Source organism: Bacillus sp. CDB3, from assembly GCF_002081505.1.
In the GTDB taxonomy this organism is placed as follows: domain Bacteria; phylum Bacillota; class Bacilli; order Bacillales; family Bacillaceae_G; genus Bacillus_A; species Bacillus_A cereus_AT.
Genome location: NZ_ALBR01000132.1, coordinates 1 through 23604, shown reverse-complemented (window position 1 = coordinate 23604; position 23604 = coordinate 1). Strand labels below are relative to the sequence as shown.

Here is a 23604-nt window from a genome sequence, read left to right as displayed (position 1 = left end):
AATGGATAAAATCAAGGAAAATAAAACCTATATTATTCTTGGTGTAATTTTGTTTATTCTATTAAATTACCTTTTTTATTACTTTAGAGTGACTTTTGAAGGTAATACAATTGCTGCATTCGATTATTTGTTTTCAGAACCGCAATATCTTTTATATGCTTTTCCTTTATCTTTTAACGTTATTGACTTGTTTATTCCAATGTTTACAGTAGCATTTGCTGTATTTGTTATGATTGACAAGAAAAATAATAAAAAGAAATATAAAAAAGGCGCTGAACATGGTTCAGCGCAATGGGGTAGCGTTCAAAAAGATTTGAAAAATATGTATGACGAACAAGATCAAGATAATAACATTATATTTTCACAGGATACAAAGCTTAGACTAGATGATAAAGACGCTCCTTTTGATGTAAGACGTAATAAAAATGTGATTGTTATTGGTGGTTCAGGTAGTGGTAAAACACGCTTTGTAGTTAAACCAAATATGTTGCAAATGAATGCAAGTTTTATAGTCACTGATCCGAAAGGGACGATTGTCAATGAAATAGGCATGGCATTAAAAAATGTAGGTAAGTATAAAATTAAGATATTTAATACCATAAACTTTTCTAAAAGCATGCGATACAATCCATTAAAATATGTTTACAATGAAAAAGATATTTTAAAACTTGTTAATACCATTATTTCGAATACAGAAGGGGAAGGCGCAAAAAAAGGGGAGGATTTTTGGGTAAAAGCGGAAAGATTGCTATATCAAGCGTATTTAAGTTTAATCGTTTCAAAATTTCCTAAAGAAGAACAACATCTTGGAACATTGATTGATTTAATCTCATATTCAACGGTAAAAGAAGATGATGAAGACTATAAAAATCCTATAGATTACCTTTTTGAAGAATTAGAAAAAGAGGATAGTAATCACTTTGCTGTAAAACAGTATAAATTATATAAAAATGCTGCGGGTAAAACAGCAAAAAGTATTTTAATCTCTTGTGGTGCAAGGTTATCTCCATTAAATATTCCTGCATTTCGTGATTTGATTTCAAAAGACGAATTAAACCTTGATACACTTGGAGATAAAGGGCGCAAAACAGCATTATTCGTTATTGTACCAGACACAGATGCAACATTTAATTTTATTGTTTCCATAATGTATACACAACTGTTTAACATGTTGGTTACAATTGCAGACGAAAAATACAAAGGTTCATTACCAACTCATGTGCGATTTATATTAGATGAATTCGCCAATATTGGATTGATTCCAAACTTCGAAAAATTAATTGCGACAATCCGCTCACGTAATATTTCAGCAATGCCTATTTTACAAGCAGCCTCACAGTTGAAACAAATTTATAAAGATAGTGCTGAAACGATAATCGGGAACTGTGATACGTCTATATTCTTAGGGGGTAAAGAAAAAACAACAATTAAAGCATTAAGTGAAGAACTTGGTAAAGAAACAATCAATGACTACAACGAAAATAAAACACGATCCAACAATGATAGTTTCGGGCAAAATTACTCAAAATTAGGTAGAGAATTAATGACACAAGACGAGCTGTTAACAATGGAACGTGATACGTGTATTGTCCAAATAATCGGCAAAAGGCCATTTAAAGATAAAAAATATGATTTAACTAAGCATCCAAGATACAAATTCCATTCCGACGGGGAAAAATATTGGTTTGATATTGATAAGTATTTAGAAGCGCTTAGAAAGCCAAAGAATCAGCAAAAAAGAAACACATCTAACAATCAAGCAAACCAATTAGAAGACGTAAAACTAATGCTTACAACTGTTAATGGAAGCCTCGAAATATAAAACACTTACAAGTATGGAAAGGGTAGAGAAATCATATGGAATCTGGACCTTTTGAAGTTGGCTTATCTTATATTACATTTTATGGGACAATTCTCCTTATAATCGGCACAGCAATTTTCGTAATGATTAAGGCTGATTCACCAAAAATTAAAGCTAAAAATCTGTCATTCGTAATGATTGGTTTAGGGATAAATATACTTGCAAGTCCAGTCGCATTTTTTATAGGTGTGATGGCGACAGATTCCCCACATAGCACTATGCTAGATTTTTGGAAGGGATTTCTCTTTATTGAGGCAATACCGCTCTTCATACTACTTCTAGCTTTCGTGTGGTGGTTTATTCGTAGGAAAAAAGAAAAAGTTCATATTTAGAGCTTGGAATAAAACGCACTTATAAGTGCGTTTTTGTTATTTAAAAGTAAAAGATGAAGTAAGTAAAATTGTAATTTTACTCAACTCCATCTTTGGGATCTGTCTTATGGGGTCTTTCTATCTGTAATTTTCTTAGATGCATTTTTTCTTCACGATCTTTAATTTCTTGCTCTAATTGAATAATTGCATCTCGTTTAAGTCTAATCAACAACTGCCGTAACATGTCACGGAACACCATATTTTGTGAAACGTTTTCCCCGGTATCTTTCGCCATTTGTTCTAATTTGTTGATTACACTTGGATTAAGGTTTACCGTTCGGGCCACTAGGTTGCTTATTGGGATTTGCAAGCTATCCAAAGGGTCGTGAACGTGATTGTATTCATTTGTAACAAACCACTCAATCTTTTCCCGCAAACTCCCTCCTAAAAGAAACTTATTAATCTCGGCCATTATTTTAGCCTCTACATAGTATTGTGTAATAGCATAAGACTTTTCGCTTACCATGAAACTAATTGCCTCCTTATTTTTGTAGTTCACTCAACAGCTTTTTTCTTGCATCAATTTCATTTTGAAGCTGCTCTTGACTGAAATCATGTTTTTTTAAGTGGCTAAGAAATTGACGTAGTACCTCCCTAAAAACAATCTGAAGAGTAATACCTTTGATTTTCAAAGCGCTTAGTTCATGTGCCGTTTCTTTTTTAATTTTTTCTAGTTTTTCTAATACTTTTTTATCAATATTAATACGATATTGTGGTGATGCATCTTTATCAGTTGTGTCTATTTTTAAAGAATCAATGGTACTGTTAATTTTTGTGAAGTAATCAGAAATAAAATCTTCTAATTCATGAGATAAAATTTTACCTTCAGTTAATGATCTAATTTCATCTAACACATGACTCTCAACATAAAACACTTTTTTTGCTTCTTCTCTTTCAGGAATATCCAGGTCTGCAACCTTATCTAAAATAGCTTCAACAACCTGAGATTTATTAACAGCTTTACCCTCTTTTACAGAATAAAAACGAACAATATCATTTACAATATTAATTGAATCATCATCAAGGTTTAACTTATAAGGTTTAATATTTTCTCTTTCATTACGTATATTAAGATTTGGATTATTATGTGATTCTACAAGTACATCTCTAATAGCACGACTCCTGGAATACTTCGGACAGTTCTCCTGAAAACGTTTGACCACTTCTTTGTTAACAGCAAACATATACTGATCTTGATTATATTTTTTTACCATAAAAATTCTCCTTGTAGGTTCTATATAAATTCATTTTCACATGAGTTTATTTTCAATATAATTTCAATTAATTATACTAAAAATATCACACTGAGTAAATGTTTATGCTAACTTGTACGAGAAATAGTTTTATTATTTGGGCTAATATTGTTTAAAGGAACTACATTTTGTATTCGGAGATCTTCGTAATAATTCTCCCCAAATCTGCGTTTTAACTCATCTTCTCCTTTCTGTAATGCTTCGGCTTCGGATAGAGATATAACAGGGAAAGTATGCTTATAGAAACGATTTTTACCAGTAACAATATAGCGCAAAGTGTATTTAGATAAAATCATGTAACTTCCTCCTTAATTAAAAGTTCTTAACATACGTTTGTATATGATATGTCTAAAATTTTCGATTAGAAAGAATAAGCGGAAATAAAACGGTTCATGCAATAATTTCACGTACCATAATTTATATATAAACCTAAAGAAAAGATTAATCAGTATACATTTAAGCGTTTGCATTATTACCTGAAATAACTAAAGTTATATTACCGACTTAAGTCGATATGGTTCTTAAAATCCCTTGATGCGTTTATCTACTGATATTTTGCTTTTGAGCTTTAAACTGTTTAGCAATTTTGAGGTCGGGTTCATGGTTGGTAATTGCGTATTTAATTATTTTGCTAAGATCTGAGATTTGATATTTCTGAAAATGCTTTTTTGTATCAGTTACATTGGAAAGTAATTACGCATTAGTATTAGCACTCTTTTTTATTGTGGTCACAACATGTTTCATGAGTAAGCCAAAACCAATTACACCAGACAATGAAATAAGTATATTAATTAACTCCAAATCGGACATTTCTTCCCCTCCTATTTAGATGTTCCTTTTTTAGCCTTGCATGGGAAACGTCTATGACTTCAACCCCCATTTGAGTAAGTATATCTATATAAAAGTCTGTATCTCCTTCGTTATCAAAGAATTCAGCGTTTGAAAGGGTAGTAGGGCCATCTGTATCTTTATTATAGAAACCATCTTCAATCTCAATTACATAACCTTCTTTCATTAACACAACACTCCTTTTATGATAAGAAAAGGGATTGATTTATTTAACAGCTTGTTTAGTTTGAGAAATTTTCATTTTTTGTTTCATTGATTTTTTGATTTGATCGGCCATAAATTCTAATACTTTAACAGTTATCCTTTCAGGAAAATAACCCTGCCTTTCTAGGAGAATATTTTCAATTACAAATTTACGACGTGTCCAGTATTCATAATCTTTTCCATGCTCTTGAGCAAGGTCCTTAAAATCATCATCAACTTCAGAGGCGTTGTTTAACACTCGCATTCCATAATACGTAGTACTCCGCATGCTTCTAACTTCTTTTAAGAGAAGGTACAAGTCAAAGGTATGATATGTTTCTAATACGCCTACTGGCTGCTCTACGTGCTCAATAAACACATTAGGCATCATTTTATGAAACTCAAAACGATCTCCTTGTATAGTACAAAGTTTCGGATGTCCAGTATCTTCATCAACAAGGCTTCCTCCACAGAAATTACAATTTGCTTCTTCTAAAACACCAGCATGATTTACTTTCGCTTCAATACCGCAATATCGACAAAACATTTATAATCACCCTCCCGTTTTATAAACCGCTTATTTCACTTCTGTATTTGCAATGAACGAACCATATATAAAACAAATTCATCTAAAAAGTTATTTAATTCATTTGAAGGAATATGAAGTACTTCCTCTTTTCTAGTGATACGTCCAACTTTAATTAAATAATTAGCCAAAATATCAAAAGTTAGAAATGTTAATTTTCCTCCAAGAAAAGACTTACCAATGTTACAAGATAATACTGACATGTCATTACTCCCTTCAATTTATTAATATATCGGTTATATGCTAATAGGTTCTTTATTTAAGAAATTCTTAAATGTATTTATCTTTTCATGAATCTGTGCGATAAATAGCGGGTCTTTTTCAGAAATACCGTTGTAATCGTCTAATACATTTTGGAGCTCACGGATATACCTTTTGTATGCTGCATTTATAAAATCTTTTGTAGCATTTACAAAGCAATAAGTAAGGCAACTTTTATAACTAACAAGAGCCGAATAGCCTTCAACTTCTCCGCAATAAAATCTGCCATATTTTTGTTCTAATTCCTTTTTAGATGATAAAACCTCTATTTTATCCCAGGCTACTACTGTATAAGTTTCTTTTCTCTTGCACTCTTCCTCCTTTCCTTTAAGGAAGCCGCTACCTGAACACGAAAAACAAATTCCAGCTCCTCCACAAGATCTACATTTTTTCAACTTATCTCCCTCCCTTTAATTAAATTATACTAAAAATATCATTAAATGTAAAGCGTTTTATGATAAATTTAGTATATAAATTTGGCCTATAAAATATGGATAGATGTGTTTTCGCCCCCGGCGTATATTACGGTTTCCAGGATTAAAAGGAAGTGGCCATAAATATGGTATGTGTCAGCGATACCGGACTGAGCCCGTAAGGGACCAGGAGGATAAGGAGTTGATACATTATCTATCCAAAGAAGCTAGAACCCATGCAAATGGGTTAAACGATCTTCTTAACCCGTTTGCCCTGGCTAGCGCCGAGCGAGCCCCTGCCAAGATGGCGGGGGCTGGGGGTGGTTGATTTAGTTACTCCATATTTATTTTTCATAGTGCCCCTATCTTTTCTATATTGCTACTTTTTTATAATAAACGTTTTAAAGTCTTGTACATATAAAGCGATTTTATCCCATAAGGAAAGAGGGTAGAGTAGTTCTAATTGATGCTCCATTAAATAGAATTCCGTTAGCCATTCAGGTGGTTCATACCCTTCATTATATGTTTTCCATAATTTAATTCGTTCTAACGCTAATTCAACGCTCATCCGCACCCAACAATAACAATTATAACTTTGACTGCTGGAGGTCCAAAATAAATTTCCTTCATGTTCAATTTGATAGGTGAATTCGTTATAAAAGGTATCTGCTTCACCTAAGTAACTGCAATTTCTAACCCAAATTTTTGTGTTTCTAGGTAATAGGGCGATATTGAGTTTATTGCCTTTTCTCATTGATAATGGGCCATCATCATTGGTAATGTTTTTCGCATATTCACCTAGAAAACAAAAACAACCTGACCATTTAGTATCATTACACTGTGGTTTATGGACTTTTTCTTTCAGTATAGCTTGATTAAATAATGTGAGATCTGTTACCTCGACATCTATAAATTCAAAAATATGATCATATGCGTCAGAGTTATAAGGTTTGCAAAAAAAACCTTTATTATCAAATCGGTATATTTCCACATCACCATGTAAATTCTTATTAAATTTCATATGTTTTACTCCTAAATCATTATTAGTAGTATCTATGAATATATTTACTGGTACATCGAAAACAATTTTTCCTGTTTGTGTCTTTTATATTTCCATACTTTATTTACACTCATTGCTTTTGGATTTTCGTTGAAATTTAAATAATGTAAGAATTTTACCTTTATAAAACCAAAATACATTTATAACGATTGTAGTTGTTACCATTATGAATGTATATAATATCAGATTCATTTCAATTCCAGCCACTCAAAGTATTGGCTATTTTATCTCCATATACTCCATACTTCATACATTCAACTCTCCCTTTTCTTTATATTACTTCTTTTGCCTTATATTTCATAAAAGTTACGGGTCCAATCCCCTTCTTTAATTTGAACGGCATGCATAAATCCACTAGTATCTTTACAATAGGGGTCCTACCAACCAAATGACGTAAAACCCACGTTAATCCATCTTTTGAAAGTTAAAGCCATAATTTTAATATGCTAAGTAATAAACTAGTATTCCGGACAAAATAACTCCTAACCCCACATACGTTACTATTGGGTTTTTTGTTGAACCAGTTAATGAATATAAAGCACATATAACTAAAACTACCGTAATTAATAAACCAGCGTACTCTGCTAAATTAGTCATTGTTATCCTAATTCCTTTCTATAACATTCAGGGATAATACCTACTTAACACCCAGAATGAATACTTATTTGCTGCATACTAGCTCGTTATGACATTTTTCACAATAATACTTAGTTTCTTCATAGGGTGAAAATGCAAAAGCATATGCTCCCTTATTTCTATTACAGCAATCGCAAATTTAATTAAACTTCACAAAATAACGATTTTATAACAATTAATAACTCTATTTATATTTTGAATCTTTAATTGCTTTGTCAAAATCTTCACTGTCAGGTAACCTTTGCTTCATTAATTCATTCGCATTTTGCCCGCAACATAACTCCCTCATGGAATACTGATCTATCTGTACGATATACAATTCACGTTGATTAATAGGAGTATCACGTAATTCACTTATTTCGTCATATGCATTATAAATAGCAAACAAGTTTACTACATCCCATTCCGAATCCTCTAATTGTGTATACGGTAAAAATAATTGAAACTCGTTTGTAACATCTTCTATCTCATAAAACCTTGTTAAAACCTCTAATAAATGTCGCTCATCTATACATCCTGATTCATCAACTAATTCTTCAAACTTAAATTGAATACAAGCAATAATTTCACCTAATGTTAGCTTATCTATATTTGTTTTAACAAAAACAGATTGTATATCATGATCTCTATTATAAAAATGCGCAATTTTAAAAACTCCCATGCTCACTACCTCCATTTTTCATAAAATTCAAATTTGATGAAACTCTACAAAATAACACTTTTATTCTTTGAAAATCCGATTTGTTCAATTAATAAGTACGGAACAATAAAATACTACAAATTATTGTAACTATCTTCGGGATCTATTATTAAAACTTTTGCTTTATTCAATGCAGATTTTAACATTTCTCCTGCTGTAGACAGAGCGTACATTCCACTCATGCCTTTCAACGCTCCTTTAGGTATAATGATTTCGAAATTTTCAAATGTGTTATTATCACAACTCCCACATGTACCATTAATATCTGAAATATCATTTTCGTTATTACAATTTTCACACTGAAAAAGAATTTTCACATTAAACATCCCCTTTTATTTAGATTTATTTAGCTCTCTTTTCATGCAGTAATTTGTTGTAGCATGAACTACAATAATGCTCACCAAAGCTTGTTGATACTCCATTTCTAATCCTTCCATTGCAAATATCACATAAAGGTACCACGATTAAAGGTACAACGCTGTTACTACCACAATTTCTACATGTACCATTAGTAGCGGAATCTTTTTTTTCTTCACCACATTTTTCACATTGAAAAATAAGCCCCATAATAAATATCTCCTTTATATGAGATTCAAATTTGATGAAACATTTTTTAATAAATTTCAAACTGTATTATAATATCCGTTGGAAAAGCAATGCTTCCTTATTTAAAGTTTCTCTAATAATCTCTTTTATTTTATACATTGCTTCTTCGGCTTCATTACGTTCTGAAAATGAAAACTGACCGCTTTGAAAATCAAAATAGTTTAAATTATATAAACAAGAGCTATCACCTGTCATAACAGCCTTATATTCTTTAGCACTATGACTCACAAGTTTTATCTTGAACTGATCTTTCTGTAAATATTTCATAATAAAATTTTTATATTTAATTTCAAAGGTTGGTTCATACATTTTAACTACATTTTGAATTCTCCGCTTAAATTCATCATTAAAATAATGAATTTCAATATAAATTACATATGGTTCTTTTAATTCCCTATTTACTTTTATATCAGTGTCCAATCTATAAAAAACATGCATTTCCTCCCCCCTCGTTCTCTATAAAATTCAAATTGTATACTAATCCTCTACATTTTCAAAAGTCCCAATAAACCTAAAGCTAACATTATCGTATTTAAAAATTTCTATTTTATTAACATCTTCATTAATCTCTAAATAATTACCTAAGAGATTATTCGCCATATAACCAGCATCATCTTCGCTGTCTAATAGATAGCTATTACAATTCACGATAGTATTATCCTTTTTTACTACAAATGTATATATATTTTTCAAAATTACCCCTCCTGAAATTTTGACGTTACAATATTTACCTTTAATTAAATTATAACAAAAGTATCATAAAATATAAATAGTTTTATTTCTTTTTTCTGAATTTTTTATTTACATCTTATTAAGAAAATGTAGAGTTTCAATAACATCATGTTCATAACTTAAAAGTTTTGAACATGATGTTGAGATGTGATAAAATCAGTACATTGACATACATCAAAACTTATGGTCAAAAGCGAACGTAGAAAAGGTGATTTTTTGGTTAAATATGGTTATGCTAGGGTGAGTACATTAAACCAGGATTTGGAATCCCAAATTCAAATGTTGGAAAAAGAAGGATGTGAGAAAATTTACTCTGAAAAATTTACAGGCACAAAATTTGATCGGCCAAAATTCCAGGAACTACTTTCTGTAATAGAAAATGGGGACTCACTTGTTGTAACAAAATTAGATCGTTTTGCACGTTCAACTGAACACGCAATCCAAACGATTAAAATGTTATTTGATAAAGGGGTTAAAGTTCACATACTTAATATGGGGATAGTGGAAGATACACCAACTGGTAGGTTGATGTTTAATATTATGAGTGCATTTGCTGAATTTGAAAGAGATATGATTGTAGAACGTACACAAGAAGGAAAAGCAATTGCCAAGTTGAATCCTAATTTTAAAGAGGGACGACCAAAGAAATATAATAAAGAGCAAATGGAACACGCTCTAAATTTATTAGAAACAGAATCTTATAGGAAAGTGGAGAGAAAAACAGGAATTAGTGTAAGCACCTTACAACGGGAAAAAAGAAAACAATTAAATAAAGAGTAAATAAGTCATGGGGGGGCTTTTTATGAATACTCATTTTGATGGTCTAGAAAAAAGATATGAAATTTTATTTGGAAGAAATTCTTTTCAACGTTTTCATAATTATGTTAAGGATAAAAGGATTCAAAATGTTGATTTTCTTTCGATTGAGCATGAGCATGTTAATGATTGGATCAACATACAAAGTACTGAAGTTATTACAAAAGTAAACTTTTTACGTAATAGTGATAGGCCGTTTGAAGTACTGATAAATGAATTCAAATTAGCATATTTATATTGGTTATCAGGAAAAAAGCATTTTCATATCGAGGATGATCTTGCAAATAAATTAGTTCAAACAGATATTCATAAAGTAAACTCTTCCTTTCTTAAATTACCATTTCCAGTTGTATATTTTACTGTTCCTGAGGATTTAGTTGGTATTGAATTTGTTGATGATAACGATGAATGCTTATACCAAACAATAGCTCAAGGAGCTTATGTATCAGAAGTAAAAAAAGATAATAAGATGCATTGGTGGATTGCAATGTTTCTAAAAGTCCAAAAGACGGAAACTGGAAACCCTAATCATGGTGAAGTATCTATAGGGATTAGATTACCGATATTGGATCATGAAAATATATTTGATTCACTTACTACAGTTTTAGACGAACACTTCCCTAAAAATTCTGTTACCGTAGATGCTGCTGATTACTATTTAAATAGAAACAGTAGAGCTATAGCTGAACAATTTTCAATTTTAATTGTAAATACACTGTTATACTTACAATCTGATAAGGCAATTCTGGAACATGTTGGAGAGCCTACAGAACATCATAAGAACAAGAAAGTAAAAAAGAAAGAGAAAAGAAATAAGAAATCGCTTGGTACTTCTTATATTCGTATTGGAAAAAAAGTAACTATTGATAATAAACATAAACAAGTATATAGAGAGTTTAATTACCTTAAAGATCAACCTAGAAAAAGGAAAGAATTTAACGGGCAATGGATTGTTAGAGGCCATTGGAGAAATCAGCCTTATGGAGAAGGTCTGTTGAAGCGTAAATTAATTTGGATTGAGCCCTATGTAAAAGGCGTAGGTGAATTAGAGGAAACTGAATATCTTGTTAAATAAAAAGAATCATGTTATTAATGTTGGTTAATATGTAGTTTTTATATAGCTACATATTTTAATGGTAATTTTACAAAGAACATATGTTCTTGTATAATATAGATATATCATTTTCAGGAGGACATCACATGGAAAATTGGGGAGCACCAAAGATTAAAGGGCGTGGTATGGTCAAATGGAATCCATTTAAATCTGTGATCGAACAATACGATGAAATTAATCGGATGATAATCGACCAAAACAAAGTGAATAAGCCTATACTTACTGAAGATACAAAAGAACGAATCCAGCGATCTTTACAACAATCCCTGACATGTAATGAAGAAATATTCCTCTCTTATTACAGAAATGGATATATACATCACCAATATATAACAGTAGCTTCTATAGATCCAGGAAACAAATTGATTCATTGTCTTGATGCTTTCAATACACATATACAATTTAAATTTGATGAATTAGTTGATATAAAATAAAAGAGGATTTACGATGAAGAAAAATGAAAAATCATATTATATTCACGAATATACTTTACGGGATAGAACTACTAAATCCATCAAGATTGAGCCCTGGCGTTCATTAAAAGATGAGATGCTGGTCCTAGGTATAAAAGACAGTGATATTTTCCAAATTCAAATGAAAGAAATACATCCAAATAAAAAGTAATGTAGGATTTACAGCATTTCAGAAAAAGCATGTGTTATCTGCATAAATAAAAGAGACAAGGTTACCCTGTCTCTTTTTTATTATAGTTGTTAAAAAAACAGCTACAATATACCCACTAAAATTATAGCATATTAATTTTGTCTACAAATAATAAAGATGATTAAAAAATAATATTGTTGTTTAAAAATGATAATAAAATCGTTTAATAATCGTAATGTGACATTAACACATAAAAATATTTTTATTTTCCTTTTCAAAAGTGTTTACAAAGTTATCACTTTTGATATAATAGAGATAACAAAGTTATCACTTTTGAAGGGGATGTTATAAATGGAAAAGTATATTGTGAACTATCATACTGGAATCACAGAAGAAGTTGAAGTTAATGATTTAAACGAAGTAAAGAAAGTTGCCACAGAAGGTATTGCCTACACTCAAGAAAAAATCACAATTGAAACTTTAGATGGCGAAGTTATCACAACGGCATATTGGTACGGAGTATCCCCCCAAGAGGATGACGCTGTACTTGAAACTGTTGGTGGTGGATTTTATCAAACATGGAGTGATGAATTGGGGGAGTAATTCCCCCTCTCGTTGGTTTAAAAGAATTTGCTGAGATACTCGGCTGGGATAAAGCCCGTTTAAGCACAAAGTATTCTCGACAACGAGGCGGGAAAAAAGTAAGACCATTACTACCTGAACCAATTCAAATCCTAGCTTCAACGCCAATTTGGACACTAAAACAAGCTAAAAAATACAAAGATATAGTCGATGGAAAGTCTGCTGAATAAGCAGGCTTTTCTTATTACACAATTGTTGTTTTCTATTCAAATTTAAACGATTTTATTTTTAATGTAGCTAATTTTTAGACGTAGCAAGGGTATCGCCAGCAATGGAGGTTCATAAGTTTAGATTTAAACAACTTTATTATTACTACTCAATAACTACATTTGGGTGTTTTTGCCCATCCCCCGAAAAGGGGGAATAAGACAAAATATAGCAAATTAATATACAAAAGAAAAGACACCCTAAGGTGCCTTCCTCCGACTTGAACCACTTTAATTTTAATAATATGTATTGGACTCCCATCCAAATATTATTTTACCATGTTAAGTTGTTTTATTCATTGAGAAATGTGGTTCATATCTATATTTTATTGAAATTTACTTGTTATGTATTTCGCTATATTGTCATAATCTCCATAAATAAATTTCCCATTAATCCCTATAAAATTAAGTTCCTCAAGTATTTTTTCTTTGTTGTTGATGACAACTACTTTATCAGGCACAATCCTTTGTATACCTTCAATATAAGGGCTTTCTGTATATTCATCACTCTGAAGATAATTTTGATATATAAATAACCCTTGTTGGTTTCGTCCCCGTTCAAAAGATAATATAGGAGCATATTTAAAGTTAGGAAATAGATTTAAATATGTGTTCTTGTCAACTACCGCTGGATTATAATGCAGACTTGCTAATAATATTTGTAGATAAGCTGTGTAGATAAATACCGGATAAGAAATTTTTTTTATCTTTTTATCGAAATTTAATAATTGCGTATCAAATTTTAGTAAGTCTTCCCAATTTCCAAAGAATTTCAATTCATATCTACCTTCTTCGTAAGGAGGGAACTTATTTACATCTATCACAGGAATAGATAAAGGGGGCGACTTTAAGAATACATGCAAATCAATATATAGTTTTTTGAAGTATTTATAAAATTCTTCAGGGTGTTCTCTTTTAAATTTATAAAATAAATTATACATATCTAAGAACATATCATTTTCAAAAGTCGCAAAAAGTTCTAGTATATTTACGTCTTCAAATTTTGTTAAAATATTTGTAATGTCAACAAATTGATCTTTAAATAAATACACAATTCCTTTTTCTTCATCAAGCTGCACTTCATTTGTATTTTTCGGGTTTTTATAATCTTGACATGCGAAATATAGTGCCACTAAGGGTGATGTAGTTATATCGATGAGATTTGTCGGAATCCCATGATGTTGGGAAAAAGCTGAAAAATGTGTACGTTCATCGGGAGTTAATTTATGCCAAACTTCTCTTTTAAATTCTTTTTGCATATTAAGAAATGTATTTCCGTTTTTGACTCCATGTTCTGGTCTATGACCAGGGTGTGTTATATTTCTTAAACCTGAAGATAGGGTTTCGTCATAATTGGTCGGCTCTCCCCTAAATAAATAATTTGTAAATTTCCCACTCGAGAATAAATCTATATACTCAGCTAAGCTCTTTATTTCAGTTACAGCAGGTGTATGAAGTCCTGATGTTTTACGTTTCAAGTATTGTTCTGTATTTGTCATAATAACCTCCAAAAATTAAATAATGCAAGCACCTCTTCAAGTGCTATTGTTATCTCATTAATTTATGTATAACCTCTTTATGTTTATTAATCTATTTATATATCATATCACCAATCAGTTTGAAGTAAATAAACACCCTAAGGTGCCTTCCTCCGACTTGATAACCACTTTAATTTTAATAATATATATTGAACTCCCATCCAAGTATTATTTTTCCTAATGAATAATTGGTATATTCTGTCTTACTCCCCCTTTTTGGAGAATGGGCAAAAACACCCCATTTAGAATCTGCAAAAAGAAGGATAAGTTGGCCGTTTCGGTCAACTTATCCTTCTTTTTGCTTACAGCCAACTTATGCTTCCAACTATATATAGGGTTCCCATTCGCATTTTTAACGAAAATATACGAGCAAACATAAAGATTCTAGTGAAAAAGCTCATCATTTTGAATATCCTACAATTATAATAGGTATTTTTATTTATTATTTTGGAAAATTCACGGCCAACTTATGGGTTAATAATTAATTCACGGCCAACTTATGCTTCCATTTCCTTCGAATAATTGAATAAATGTCTTTAAAAACAAGCAATTTTCGGCAACTATATGCTTCCATTTCCGGCTAACTTATGGGTTAAGTAAAAGAATCCCTTATTTCGAGTTTTTTCTTTTTTATTTTCTATTGTGGTACGTGAAATTTTAAAGTTTCATTTTTAATGAGTTAAAATTGCTCATTTTATATAAAGGGCAAAATCCTTATGTATCAATGGTTTGGGCTGATTTATTTTATAAGAATATCCATTGCAACAAGTTGCAATTTATACTTCAGTTTATTCGCAGCTTGTAGCTATTAATATGTATGCTATATTCCTAAAAAAAATTACATTTTCCGTCTTTTTGTTATTAGTATATGAATCTCATTTTTATTTAATTCCATTTTCTTAAGTTTAAAAAATGAAATAAATGGACAAGTTACTATTAAAAAAGAAAAAGTAGGTGACTCATTTGTCCTGGTTTAAAAAACCTCGTTCAAAATTAGGGAAATTTTTAGATGCACATGATCTGAAGCAAAATGAAGTTGCTAAAGCAAGCGGTGTAAAGGAAGCGACTCTTAGTCGTGTTTGTAATATAAGTAGTGTATCGCCCACGGCTAAAAATGCTAGTAAAATTCTTAAAGCACTTCGTAAACTTACTGGTAAAAACTTAGATTATACAGATTTTTGGACCTAAAGATTTATCTTTTGTTAATTTGAATTATTTCCAAATTATGCTACGATGGATTTGCGATCGACTTTTTTCCTTAATACAGGACTATGCTGTAGAATGCATAGTGTGGACAGTTCAGTTTTTGAAATTATTCTTTAAGAGACTGAACTTTTTTTATTTAGGTATTCAGGTTATCTTGTTGAAGATAGGTTATAACTACCTGTAAAATAAAAAAGTTGCTTCACAAGTAAATCTGTGAAGCAACTTTTATTTATTATGGACTAGAATTTAATCACAACCGCCAGAATCCCCTCCACCACCATCAAAATCCCAATTACTTCCCGAATCATTGTTACGAGTGCAACTACTTCCCCTTGAATCGTCACTGTACACGGATGTAAATACACTACTTTCTAAAATATTATCGAATAAATCATTATTATCTTTAATAGAGTGATACTGATTACCATGTACTTTATTTATAGAAGCTGTACCATGTATAACAGTCTTTTCTAGTCCATTTTTTTTCAAATTTATATGCTTGGATTCAGAAACTTGATGTTTTCTTTTTGGACTTTCTGTAACAGTGTTTCCAATATCAAATAAACTCAACAGGAATAAAAAAGATAGTACAATTAGTGCTAAAGCACCAATAATATCAAGTACTCGCATTGCTTGTGTAGTGAAAGTGAGAAGTGCATCACTTACTTCAAAAGTAGAAAACATAAACTTAAACATTATCCGAGTTATATAAAAGAATATACTTCCAAATACCATTGTAACTACTATTCTCTTGGATCTTTCATTAATGAACATATAAATCCCCCTTGTTCTTAATTTTATAAGCCCTCAAGACTGTACCAGTTGTTACTTTTTATAATCGCCTTTTCAACATAAATCAGATTTCCCTCATTTATAATTTTCTTCAGCACAACAATTTACTCACTAATTTCTGTTAAACTTCCTAACCTCACTTGTTTCATCGCTAGATATTTCTATTTCATTCTCACTCAAACTTAATTTGCATGATTTCAATTCATTATCATTGATATAGTCAATAACCCTATCTACATCTTTTCCTGTCATGTGTATTTCTCCTGGATTAAATAGTTTTTTCAGAAGTACTGTTACTCCTATTACTGCAATTAAAACTACACAAAGACTTAACATAAAAATAATTTCCTTTTCATACATAAATTTCTACATCTCCTTTTATACAAAACTCAAAATAGCTCTATTTGTTCATATAGTTCTATTTCATTTAAATCAATATCTTTTAACATTTGTTCTAACTTCTCTCTTAATAAAGGTTCTGCTTTAAGTACTTTACGAGGATGAACCCTGAATGAAACAGTTCTATCCCCTCCATAATAACTTTTTAAATATAACCACCCTTTTGGATCTGAACAGTTATTTTCTATTACTTCTGTTAAATGCCCTTCATATTTAAATTCCTTACCTTCTGTAAAAAAGGTTTGAATCATGTATTTGTTATATTGATTATACCAATCTTTTGCAAGGACCTTCTTGAATTCTGTGTAATCTGTATATACTTCATCATCAAAATGATATTCAGTCATAACCCTTCCCCCTAAATTAATATTTTTCAGGTAAAGATTCGTTAACTTAATTATACTAAAATTATCACAAAATGTATAGTATTTAAGCTAATTTTAGTATGTATTTTTGATAGATACTCTTCGACAAAACTCGTAAACTTGGGATTTCAACTGAGCGTAGCAACACTGGAACGGAGGGGTCCTGGCGCACTGGCAATGAATCATGGGGAGAGTGCGCGAAGGGGGTGTTTTTAGCGGGTGGAGATTTTTTTGAGTGGGGTTCTCAAAAAAATACTACCCAGCGTTGCCCGAAACGAAGCGTTAGCGAAGTGGAACAATCTGCATGGGGTTTGATGCGGATTGCCGAGCGTTTCCCCATGATAGCCTCGTTTGGCAGCCAGGCCAAGAAGTGGAAGCGTTGTGAAGCGGGCTTGCTTTTAATTACTTCTTGAATGACTTTCAAGTCTTTTCTTCATCGAACTGATCTTAGAAAAACGCTCCGGCCACGCCGTTAAGCGACAGGCTGGAACCCAGCTATTGTTTCTCCCTTGCCTTTACTTCCTAGCTTACAAGAGCGGGTTAGCGGGTGGAGTAGGTGGGGAGCGGTGTTATCAGTCTGTTAGCCAGTGTTTTTGTGCTGGCTTATCAGACTGTTCATGAGCCCAAATAAAAAAAGACTTACAATTTTGCATCGCAAACTTACATATAACCGATTGATAATAAATCAATGATAAACTACATATTCATTAATGAAACTTTAGTTTTTAATTGTGCAAGTACTGATTTTAATACTACAACCTTTGTTCCATCTTTAAATTTTGTATCTTTAGATGAATTCCAATTTTCAAGAGCATTAATTATTTCTTCCAAGGACTTCGACACTATTTATAGCTCATTCACTTCTTTAAGAGGGATGGGGTTTCTTCTATGAATGTGCCCTCAAGGAATTACTTTTTGCTAAAGCAAAAAGTAATTCCCACGCTGGTTCGATACCAGCGTTTATTTCAAAGCGACATGTGTTTTTATGTCGCATCCATGCGTGTTTTTTCCTTCCTGATCTACTAATTTATTAGTGTATAAGGGGACTTAATCCCCTTATACATTATATCCTCATTTATTTTTTATTTTCTTCGTTATAGCTAACTCCTAAAATATAATCTATAGCCTTTTGCGCTTGACTGGCTGCCTTAACAATTAATGTTTTATCGTCTTTTAAGTTTCGTAACCAGGACTGTATATAAGCCGTTGAATTATCAAATGTTACATCTACAAACCCTGATAACCCAGTTAACATGCTGGCCCCAATTTCAGCAACCAATTCTTCTTTTGAATAATCTTCTGAGCCAAAATGAGCCGTTGCTGACGTAATTCCGCTTCTTTTTAATCTATTGGAATGGCCTGTTGAATGAACTAATTCATGGAATAAAGTACAATAGTATTCTTCAACTCTTGGAAAATCCTTCATTGGTGGTACATTTACATGGTCCATAACTGGCTGATAATATGCCCTTCCACTGTTCCAGCTAAGGCTTGGAGAATTTATATATCCTTTTACGATGTTCTCCGCTTCTTCAATTGGATTATGTTGAAAAGTCTCCTCCTCTTTCCGCTTACTTTCAATTCCCTCACATTGATTTATGTTAAAAACCCTGTAATATCTCAACATCGGAATTTTTTCAACTTCCCCTGATGCTTTATCTTCTTTCTCTAACCATTTCCAGAAGACTACAATTTCTGATTTTGCCCCCTTTTTGATTTTCCCTTTTGCCTCCTTAACCTGTTTGAACGTGAGATACTCACCTGAATCTAAAAGCATTGTATTAATACCTCTATACGGTTTTTGTGTTTTCCAATTTACGGCTACATTTCCGTTTATCCAAGGTTTTTGCCAAGGCACTGTTCCCTGTTCCAACTTCTCAATAATTTTGTTTGTTACGATTTCATAAACGTTATTTGCCATTTCCCTTCCCCCTTTTCCTTAACTTAATTATACCAAAAATATCATATTATTTGTAGTATTTTATGATATTTTTGGTATGTTTTGATAGACAACTTTCGACAAAACTTGTAATCAAGGGATTTCAACTGAGCGTAATAACACTGGAACGGAGGGGTCCTGGCGCACTGGCAACGAATCATGGGGAGAGTGCGCAAAGGGGGCGTTTTTAGCGGGTGGAGATTTTTTTGAGTGGGGTTTTCAAAAAAATACTACCTAGCGTTGCCCGAAACGAAGCGTAAGCGTAGTGGAACAATTCGCATGGGTTTAGCGAATTGCCGAGCGTTTCCCCATGATAGCCTCATTTGGCAGCCAGGCCAAGAAGTGCAAGTGTTGTGGAGCGGGTTTGGTTTTCATTACTTCTTGAATTACTTTCAAGTCTTTTCTTCTTCGAACTGATCTTAGAAAAACGCTCCGGCCACGCCGTTAAGCGACAACCTGGAACCCAGCTATTGTTTCTACCTTGTATTTCCTTCCTTGCCTACAAGAGCGGGTTAGCGGGTGGCGTAGGTGTGGAGCGGTGTTATCAGCCTGTTAGTCAGCGTTTTGTGCTGACTTACAGACTGTTCATGAGCCCAAATAAAAAAAGGACTTACGAATTTACATCGTAAGCCTATATAACCGATTGATAATAAATCAAAGAACAGCTACATAATCATTGATTCAACTTTAATTTTTGCTGATTCAATTACTGATTTTATTAAGTGCTCTTCCTTTGGTTTACATGTAATCCATGCAATTTTAAAGATATTTGAACTTTCAAGAGCAGAAGTTATTTTTTCAAGTTCTTCTACACTATTTATAGTGTTTAATAATTCTTTTACTTTTAATAATGCGTCATTAGAAGATGCTGCAACATTTGTTTCTTGTACAACATAATCGTGTAATACTTCAAGTAATTGATTAGTTAATACTTCCCAGAAATCGTTCTTTTTTTGTGTTGTTAGATAATCTACAAACAATTTAGTAATGATTCTTGGCTTTTCACCATGTACAATTAGTAAGGCCTCGTTGCGCTCCATACGTAAAATTTCTTCTTTAGTAATATAAGGCTTTTCATTAGCTGTTAATACAACTGTATCTTCAGTTAAACGGCTTAAAAATTCAGCATCTCGCATTGAAGGACCACCAGTATATAAAATAGCTTCACAATTAGTAATAATACTCAACGCAAAATTTTCATCATAGATATGTTCGAGTTCACTAATCATCTGTAATATAATTGAACATTCAATATTATATTTCTTCACAATAGATAAGATTTCATCCATATTAGGTAAAGGATATTCTTCATAAGCATCTAAAATAATATGCAATTTTTGTGACCATACTTCATCATTCAGAAGAGTTTTGAACAACTCTTGCACCAATAACCCTCGTTCTTTCACTGTTTTCCCATCTGAAAATGAATCAGAATTATTGATATATATAGCCAATTTATCAGAACCATACGAAATTAAATCTTTACGAAAATCTTCAAAAATAGTCTCACTGGCAAGATCATACTCTAGAATTCTATAACCTTGTTTTAATTTTTCCTTATGTGTATATGTGAACTCTTCCTTCCGCAAGTCGAAGATAAGCAAACTTTTTTCTTGTTCTAATAAAATATTTGGCCGAACATACGAAACACTTTTACCACTACCTGCTGCACCTCCTACCAACACATTCCCGCTATGCTTACCGCTTAATTCAATCTTATGATTTACAGTTTCTACTCCTAATACTGTCATTTCTCATCTCTCCATTTCGTTTTTAAAATATTCTTGACCTTAATGTTATTTAAGTTCTTAATACCTTTAAAAAGTTCATTTCAAGTATTTTCTGTGGGGTCGCTATAGAGGTGAATTTTCTGACTTAAACGACATAAATACGTTCTTCTTTATCTGTAGGAACAATAATGCGTTCCTCTTGAATTGGATATTGATACATTACAAACTCTCCTCATCCATTAATTTTTTTAAGAATGCTTTAGGATCTTCACCTAAATCTTGAAGAATTAATATTTGATGTTGAATTTCTTCTTTAATTTCTGCAATTTTTTTTCTTGTAAATGTGTTATAAGCTGTCTCGTCATATCTCGAAAAACCATTGTTTCTGAGATTTTCGGAACATGATCGTTAGCTATCTCTTTTAATTTATTTGAAACCCTAACATCAAAATATGTACTAAGTTGCTGTAATAAATCCTTGGATGTTTTTAATGTAGAGGTTTCACTTTGTATCTCCGTATAACCATTTAAAACAAAGTCCTCAATTACATGATTTAGATGCTCACCTACTAAATATTTTTGTATCTCTTCGTGAACATGTTTTTCGATGTAATAAGTTTTTATTTTGCTTTCACGCTGTTCAATCTCGCTTGTAGCAATTTGATATAATACATATTCCATAATGACAGAGCGGTTTAATTTATTGCCTTTTACAGCGTACTTTTCAACTAGCCTATCTAAAGTATTGCTATTCTCTATATCAAGGCGAAAAGGGCATGATACGGGCTTTCTCACTTCCCTTCTAATATTCCAAAAATCTATTTCCTTTTGTGCTAATAAATTTGGAATAGCTTTTTGAATCATTTTGTTTTGGAGACGAGCTGGACATTTCTCTTTAAATAAGTTAAATATCGACTCATCAATTGAAAAGTTATACTGTCTTTTACTCATATGTTCACCTTAGAAAAGTATTTTACAATTTAATTGTAACATGAATCTGTCTAAGATGGTAGTGAATAATCAGAATTTTTTACTTTTTTTGAGGTATGGGGTTTCTTCTCTGAATGGGCCTTCAAGGAATTACTTTTTGCTTCAGCAAAAAGTAATTCCCTCGCTGGTTCGATACCAGCGTTTACTTCAAAGCGACATGTGTTTTTATGTCGCATCCATGCGTGGCTTTTCTTCCTGATCTACTTCATTTTTTATTTTGTAAGGGGTACAAAGTACCCCTTACATGAATATCAAGAAATTGGCTCAATATCTTCAAATTCTCTTTCGTAAACATCCGCTAAATTATCATTAAAAAATCTTACAGCTTCAATAAAATAGTAAATTAGGTTTTCAAATTCCTTGGCTTTGTCCATATCATTTCTTTCTTTAGTCCTATTCCAAAATGATACATATTCATTAAATTCTTTTTTAATATCATCATCAGATAAGACAATTTCTCTCTCATAGTCTTTAACAGGCTTATTGGTTTCATCGTTTTTTACACCAAATGCCTTTCTAATTATTGCAATTTGTACCATTACTCTCGCACTCTGTTCCCTCGTTGTTAAAGTTTGAGTATCTAATTCTATTACCTTTTCCATTAGCTTTTTATTACGCATTCTCCATTCCTCCCAATTGTGTTAAAGAATTAAATAAACTCTTCATTCCTCTTTTTATTGGTCTTTTCTTCTCCCTCTGCCGTTAACTTAATTATACCAAAAATATCATATATTGTATAGTAATTATGATATTTTTGGTATAAAAAGAACCCCCTGTTTTTCCGAACAGAGGGCTCTAACCGATTTATTAATAAATTGAAGAATAGTGATCGTCTCACTATATCTAATATAATAGCATATTTTACCGTTATTAATAAATAATTATTAAGTGTACGATACAAGAAAAGTGCACCGTACACTTAATTATTGTCATTTCTCATTGATCCAATTCTTTAAAAGTATATTTGTAAGTAAACTGAAAATCCAAACACCAAAACACACAATGAATATATAATCTTTTGCCCCCAAAGACTGAAAATCAACAACAACAGCAAATATAATGCAAAATATAAACAACATTTGGAAGTTAGATGTATGGAATTTTCCTCTTTTAATTGTCATATGTTATAATTAAGTTGGAGAACAGGAAGAAAGTCCTAAGACCTTCCTCCTGCTTTGCAATTAAATGGTTATTTGGAGCAACGTTTCTTTGGACGGTTTCGTTGCTCTTTATTTTTGTCTTTTTTCTTGTTGGCACTATTCTTTCTCATTTCTTGTAGGTTTTTTATACCGGTAATTATATTGGTAAATGCTATTGCTACTGTAGAAAGAATAGTTGCAACCATTAACAACAATTTTAAAAGATTCTCCAACTCCCCCAAGATTACACCTCCTTTCCTTAGTTTTTCTTTTATCACCTCCCTTCATTTCCATAATTTAATTATAACATAAATCAGTCATAAATTAACAAAATTTACTGAAAATAGGCGTATTTACCTAGTTTTTCATTTTCCTATTTTATGTGATTAAAATAAACTCATGCTTTATTATCTATTTTGGGAATTATGTATTTTGCAAGCTTCAGCTTGCTTTTTAATCAAAGCGACATGTGTTTTTTTGTCGCTTCCTTTTGGAATTTTTTTGAGGCTAGATCTACCAGCCTCAAAAAAATATTACATATGACCTTATTATCTTAAATAACCTTTTTCTCTTAAACTAACAAATCTGTGTTTCCCAATAATGATGTGGTCGAGC

General features: G+C 31.7%; 30 protein-coding genes and 1 pseudogene. 8 read left to right on the top strand and 23 right to left on the bottom strand.

Annotated elements, in window-relative coordinates:
• Position 1: 1 nt before the first annotated feature.
• Together CDB3_RS30815 and CDB3_RS30810 are read left to right on the top strand one after the other, a co-directional pair.
• Positions 2–1822, top strand: a complete 1821-nt coding sequence (locus tag CDB3_RS30815; RefSeq protein ID WP_128857104.1) for a VirD4-like conjugal transfer protein, CD1115 family — start codon at positions 2–4, stop codon at positions 1820–1822.
• Positions 1823–1857: 35 nt separating this feature from the next.
• Positions 1858–2184 (top strand): annotated as a pseudogene (locus CDB3_RS30810) (hypothetical protein); the annotation flags it as partial.
• Positions 2185–2269: 85 nt separating this feature from the next.
• Here the strand turns inward: CDB3_RS30810 and CDB3_RS30805 are convergent.
• From CDB3_RS30805 to CDB3_RS30735, 13 genes are all read right to left on the bottom strand, one after another.
• Positions 2270–2698, bottom strand: a complete 429-nt coding sequence (locus CDB3_RS30805; RefSeq protein WP_128857102.1) for a hypothetical protein — start codon at positions 2696–2698, stop codon at positions 2270–2272.
• 16 nt (positions 2699–2714) lie between these two features.
• Positions 2715–3446, bottom strand: a complete 732-nt coding sequence (locus CDB3_RS30800; protein ID WP_128857101.1) for a hypothetical protein — start codon at positions 3444–3446, stop codon at positions 2715–2717.
• A 107-nt stretch (positions 3447–3553) separates the two neighbouring features.
• The gene (locus tag CDB3_RS30795; RefSeq protein WP_128857100.1) at positions 3554–3781 is read right to left on the bottom strand and encodes a hypothetical protein; all 228 of its coding nucleotides are present in this window, start codon (positions 3779–3781) and stop codon (positions 3554–3556) included.
• Between the two features lie 491 nt (positions 3782–4272).
• The gene (locus tag CDB3_RS30785; protein ID WP_128857099.1) at positions 4273–4500 is read right to left on the bottom strand and encodes a hypothetical protein; all 228 of its coding nucleotides are present in this window, start codon (positions 4498–4500) and stop codon (positions 4273–4275) included.
• A gap of 39 nt (positions 4501–4539) precedes the next feature.
• Complete coding sequence (locus CDB3_RS30780) at positions 4540–5064, bottom strand: hypothetical protein (protein ID WP_128857098.1); 525 nt, start codon at positions 5062–5064, stop codon at positions 4540–4542.
• 35 nt (positions 5065–5099) lie between these two features.
• The gene (locus CDB3_RS30775; RefSeq protein ID WP_016084234.1) at positions 5100–5306 is read right to left on the bottom strand and encodes a hypothetical protein; all 207 of its coding nucleotides are present in this window, start codon (positions 5304–5306) and stop codon (positions 5100–5102) included.
• Between the two features lie 33 nt (positions 5307–5339).
• Positions 5340–5759 carry a hypothetical protein gene (locus CDB3_RS30770; protein WP_256869992.1) on the bottom strand — a complete coding sequence of 140 codons (420 nt, stop codon included), beginning with the start codon at positions 5757–5759 and terminating at the stop codon, positions 5340–5342.
• A gap of 397 nt (positions 5760–6156) precedes the next feature.
• A complete protein-coding gene (locus CDB3_RS30765) occupies positions 6157–6798 on the bottom strand; it encodes a hypothetical protein (protein WP_128857097.1) in 642 nt (213 codons plus the stop codon).
• Between the two features lie 859 nt (positions 6799–7657).
• Positions 7658–8134: a hypothetical protein gene (locus tag CDB3_RS30755; RefSeq protein ID WP_128857095.1), complete on the bottom strand. Its 477-nt coding sequence runs from the start codon at positions 8132–8134 to the stop codon at positions 7658–7660.
• 113 nt (positions 8135–8247) lie between these two features.
• Positions 8248–8499, bottom strand: coding sequence for a hypothetical protein (locus tag CDB3_RS30750; RefSeq protein WP_256869991.1), 252 nt, complete (start codon positions 8497–8499; stop codon positions 8248–8250).
• A gap of 16 nt (positions 8500–8515) precedes the next feature.
• A complete protein-coding gene (locus tag CDB3_RS30745; protein ID WP_128857093.1) occupies positions 8516–8740 on the bottom strand; it encodes a hypothetical protein in 225 nt (74 codons plus the stop codon).
• 66 nt (positions 8741–8806) lie between these two features.
• Positions 8807–9217, bottom strand: coding sequence for a hypothetical protein (locus CDB3_RS30740; protein ID WP_128857092.1), 411 nt, complete (start codon positions 9215–9217; stop codon positions 8807–8809).
• A 39-nt stretch (positions 9218–9256) separates the two neighbouring features.
• The gene (locus CDB3_RS30735) at positions 9257–9472 is read right to left on the bottom strand and encodes a hypothetical protein (RefSeq protein WP_128857091.1); all 216 of its coding nucleotides are present in this window, start codon (positions 9470–9472) and stop codon (positions 9257–9259) included.
• A 222-nt stretch (positions 9473–9694) separates the two neighbouring features.
• Between CDB3_RS30735 and CDB3_RS30730 the strand changes: the two genes are divergently transcribed.
• The 5 genes from CDB3_RS30730 (at position 9695) to CDB3_RS30715 (ending at position 12647) form a co-directional block, all read left to right on the top strand.
• A complete protein-coding gene (locus tag CDB3_RS30730; protein WP_179139792.1) occupies positions 9695–10291 on the top strand; it encodes a recombinase family protein in 597 nt (198 codons plus the stop codon).
• Positions 10292–10313: 22 nt separating this feature from the next.
• On the top strand, positions 10314–11402 hold the full coding sequence (locus CDB3_RS30725) for an AcrVA2 family anti-CRISPR protein (protein ID WP_128857089.1): 1089 nt from the start codon (positions 10314–10316) through the stop codon (positions 11400–11402).
• Positions 11403–11527: 125 nt separating this feature from the next.
• Positions 11528–11875, top strand: coding sequence for a YolD-like family protein (locus CDB3_RS30720; RefSeq protein ID WP_128857088.1), 348 nt, complete (start codon positions 11528–11530; stop codon positions 11873–11875).
• A 13-nt stretch (positions 11876–11888) separates the two neighbouring features.
• Positions 11889–12065, top strand: coding sequence for a hypothetical protein (locus CDB3_RS31960; protein WP_179139791.1), 177 nt, complete (start codon positions 11889–11891; stop codon positions 12063–12065).
• 330 nt (positions 12066–12395) lie between these two features.
• A complete protein-coding gene (locus CDB3_RS30715; protein WP_128857087.1) occupies positions 12396–12647 on the top strand; it encodes a hypothetical protein in 252 nt (83 codons plus the stop codon).
• A 571-nt stretch (positions 12648–13218) separates the two neighbouring features.
• Here CDB3_RS30715 and CDB3_RS30705 read toward each other — a convergent pair.
• On the bottom strand, positions 13219–14391 hold the full coding sequence (locus CDB3_RS30705) for an FRG domain-containing protein (RefSeq protein WP_128857086.1): 1173 nt from the start codon (positions 14389–14391) through the stop codon (positions 13219–13221).
• Positions 14392–15393: 1002 nt separating this feature from the next.
• Here CDB3_RS30705 and CDB3_RS30700 point away from each other — a divergent pair.
• On the top strand, positions 15394–15618 hold the full coding sequence (locus tag CDB3_RS30700) for a helix-turn-helix domain-containing protein (RefSeq protein WP_128857085.1): 225 nt from the start codon (positions 15394–15396) through the stop codon (positions 15616–15618).
• A gap of 264 nt (positions 15619–15882) precedes the next feature.
• Here CDB3_RS30700 and CDB3_RS30695 read toward each other — a convergent pair whose 3' ends face one another.
• The 9 genes from CDB3_RS30695 to CDB3_RS30660 form a co-directional block, all read right to left on the bottom strand.
• Positions 15883–16410: a hypothetical protein gene (locus CDB3_RS30695; protein WP_128857084.1), complete on the bottom strand. Its 528-nt coding sequence runs from the start codon at positions 16408–16410 to the stop codon at positions 15883–15885.
• 129 nt (positions 16411–16539) lie between these two features.
• The gene (locus CDB3_RS30690) at positions 16540–16788 is read right to left on the bottom strand and encodes a hypothetical protein (protein ID WP_128857083.1); all 249 of its coding nucleotides are present in this window, start codon (positions 16786–16788) and stop codon (positions 16540–16542) included.
• A 29-nt stretch (positions 16789–16817) separates the two neighbouring features.
• Entirely contained in the window at positions 16818–17174 is a 357-nt protein-coding gene (locus tag CDB3_RS30685; protein WP_128857082.1) for a hypothetical protein, read from the bottom strand.
• Between the two features lie 714 nt (positions 17175–17888).
• Positions 17889–18035, bottom strand: coding sequence for a hypothetical protein (locus tag CDB3_RS31955; protein WP_179139790.1), 147 nt, complete (start codon positions 18033–18035; stop codon positions 17889–17891).
• A 232-nt stretch (positions 18036–18267) separates the two neighbouring features.
• Complete coding sequence (locus CDB3_RS30680; protein ID WP_128857081.1) at positions 18268–19113, bottom strand: ArdC family protein; 846 nt, start codon at positions 19111–19113, stop codon at positions 18268–18270.
• Positions 19114–19796: 683 nt separating this feature from the next.
• The gene (locus tag CDB3_RS30675; RefSeq protein ID WP_128857080.1) at positions 19797–20882 is read right to left on the bottom strand and encodes a type IV secretory system conjugative DNA transfer family protein; all 1086 of its coding nucleotides are present in this window, start codon (positions 20880–20882) and stop codon (positions 19797–19799) included.
• A 266-nt stretch (positions 20883–21148) separates the two neighbouring features.
• On the bottom strand, positions 21149–21811 hold the full coding sequence (locus CDB3_RS30670) for a hypothetical protein (RefSeq protein ID WP_256869990.1): 663 nt from the start codon (positions 21809–21811) through the stop codon (positions 21149–21151).
• A 290-nt stretch (positions 21812–22101) separates the two neighbouring features.
• Positions 22102–22470, bottom strand: a complete 369-nt coding sequence (locus tag CDB3_RS30665; protein WP_128857079.1) for a hypothetical protein — start codon at positions 22468–22470, stop codon at positions 22102–22104.
• 569 nt (positions 22471–23039) lie between these two features.
• Positions 23040–23231 (bottom strand): hypothetical protein, encoded by a 192-nt coding sequence (locus CDB3_RS30660; RefSeq protein ID WP_000504239.1) that lies wholly within the window; start codon positions 23229–23231, stop codon positions 23040–23042.
• Positions 23232–23604 lie beyond the last annotated feature (373 nt).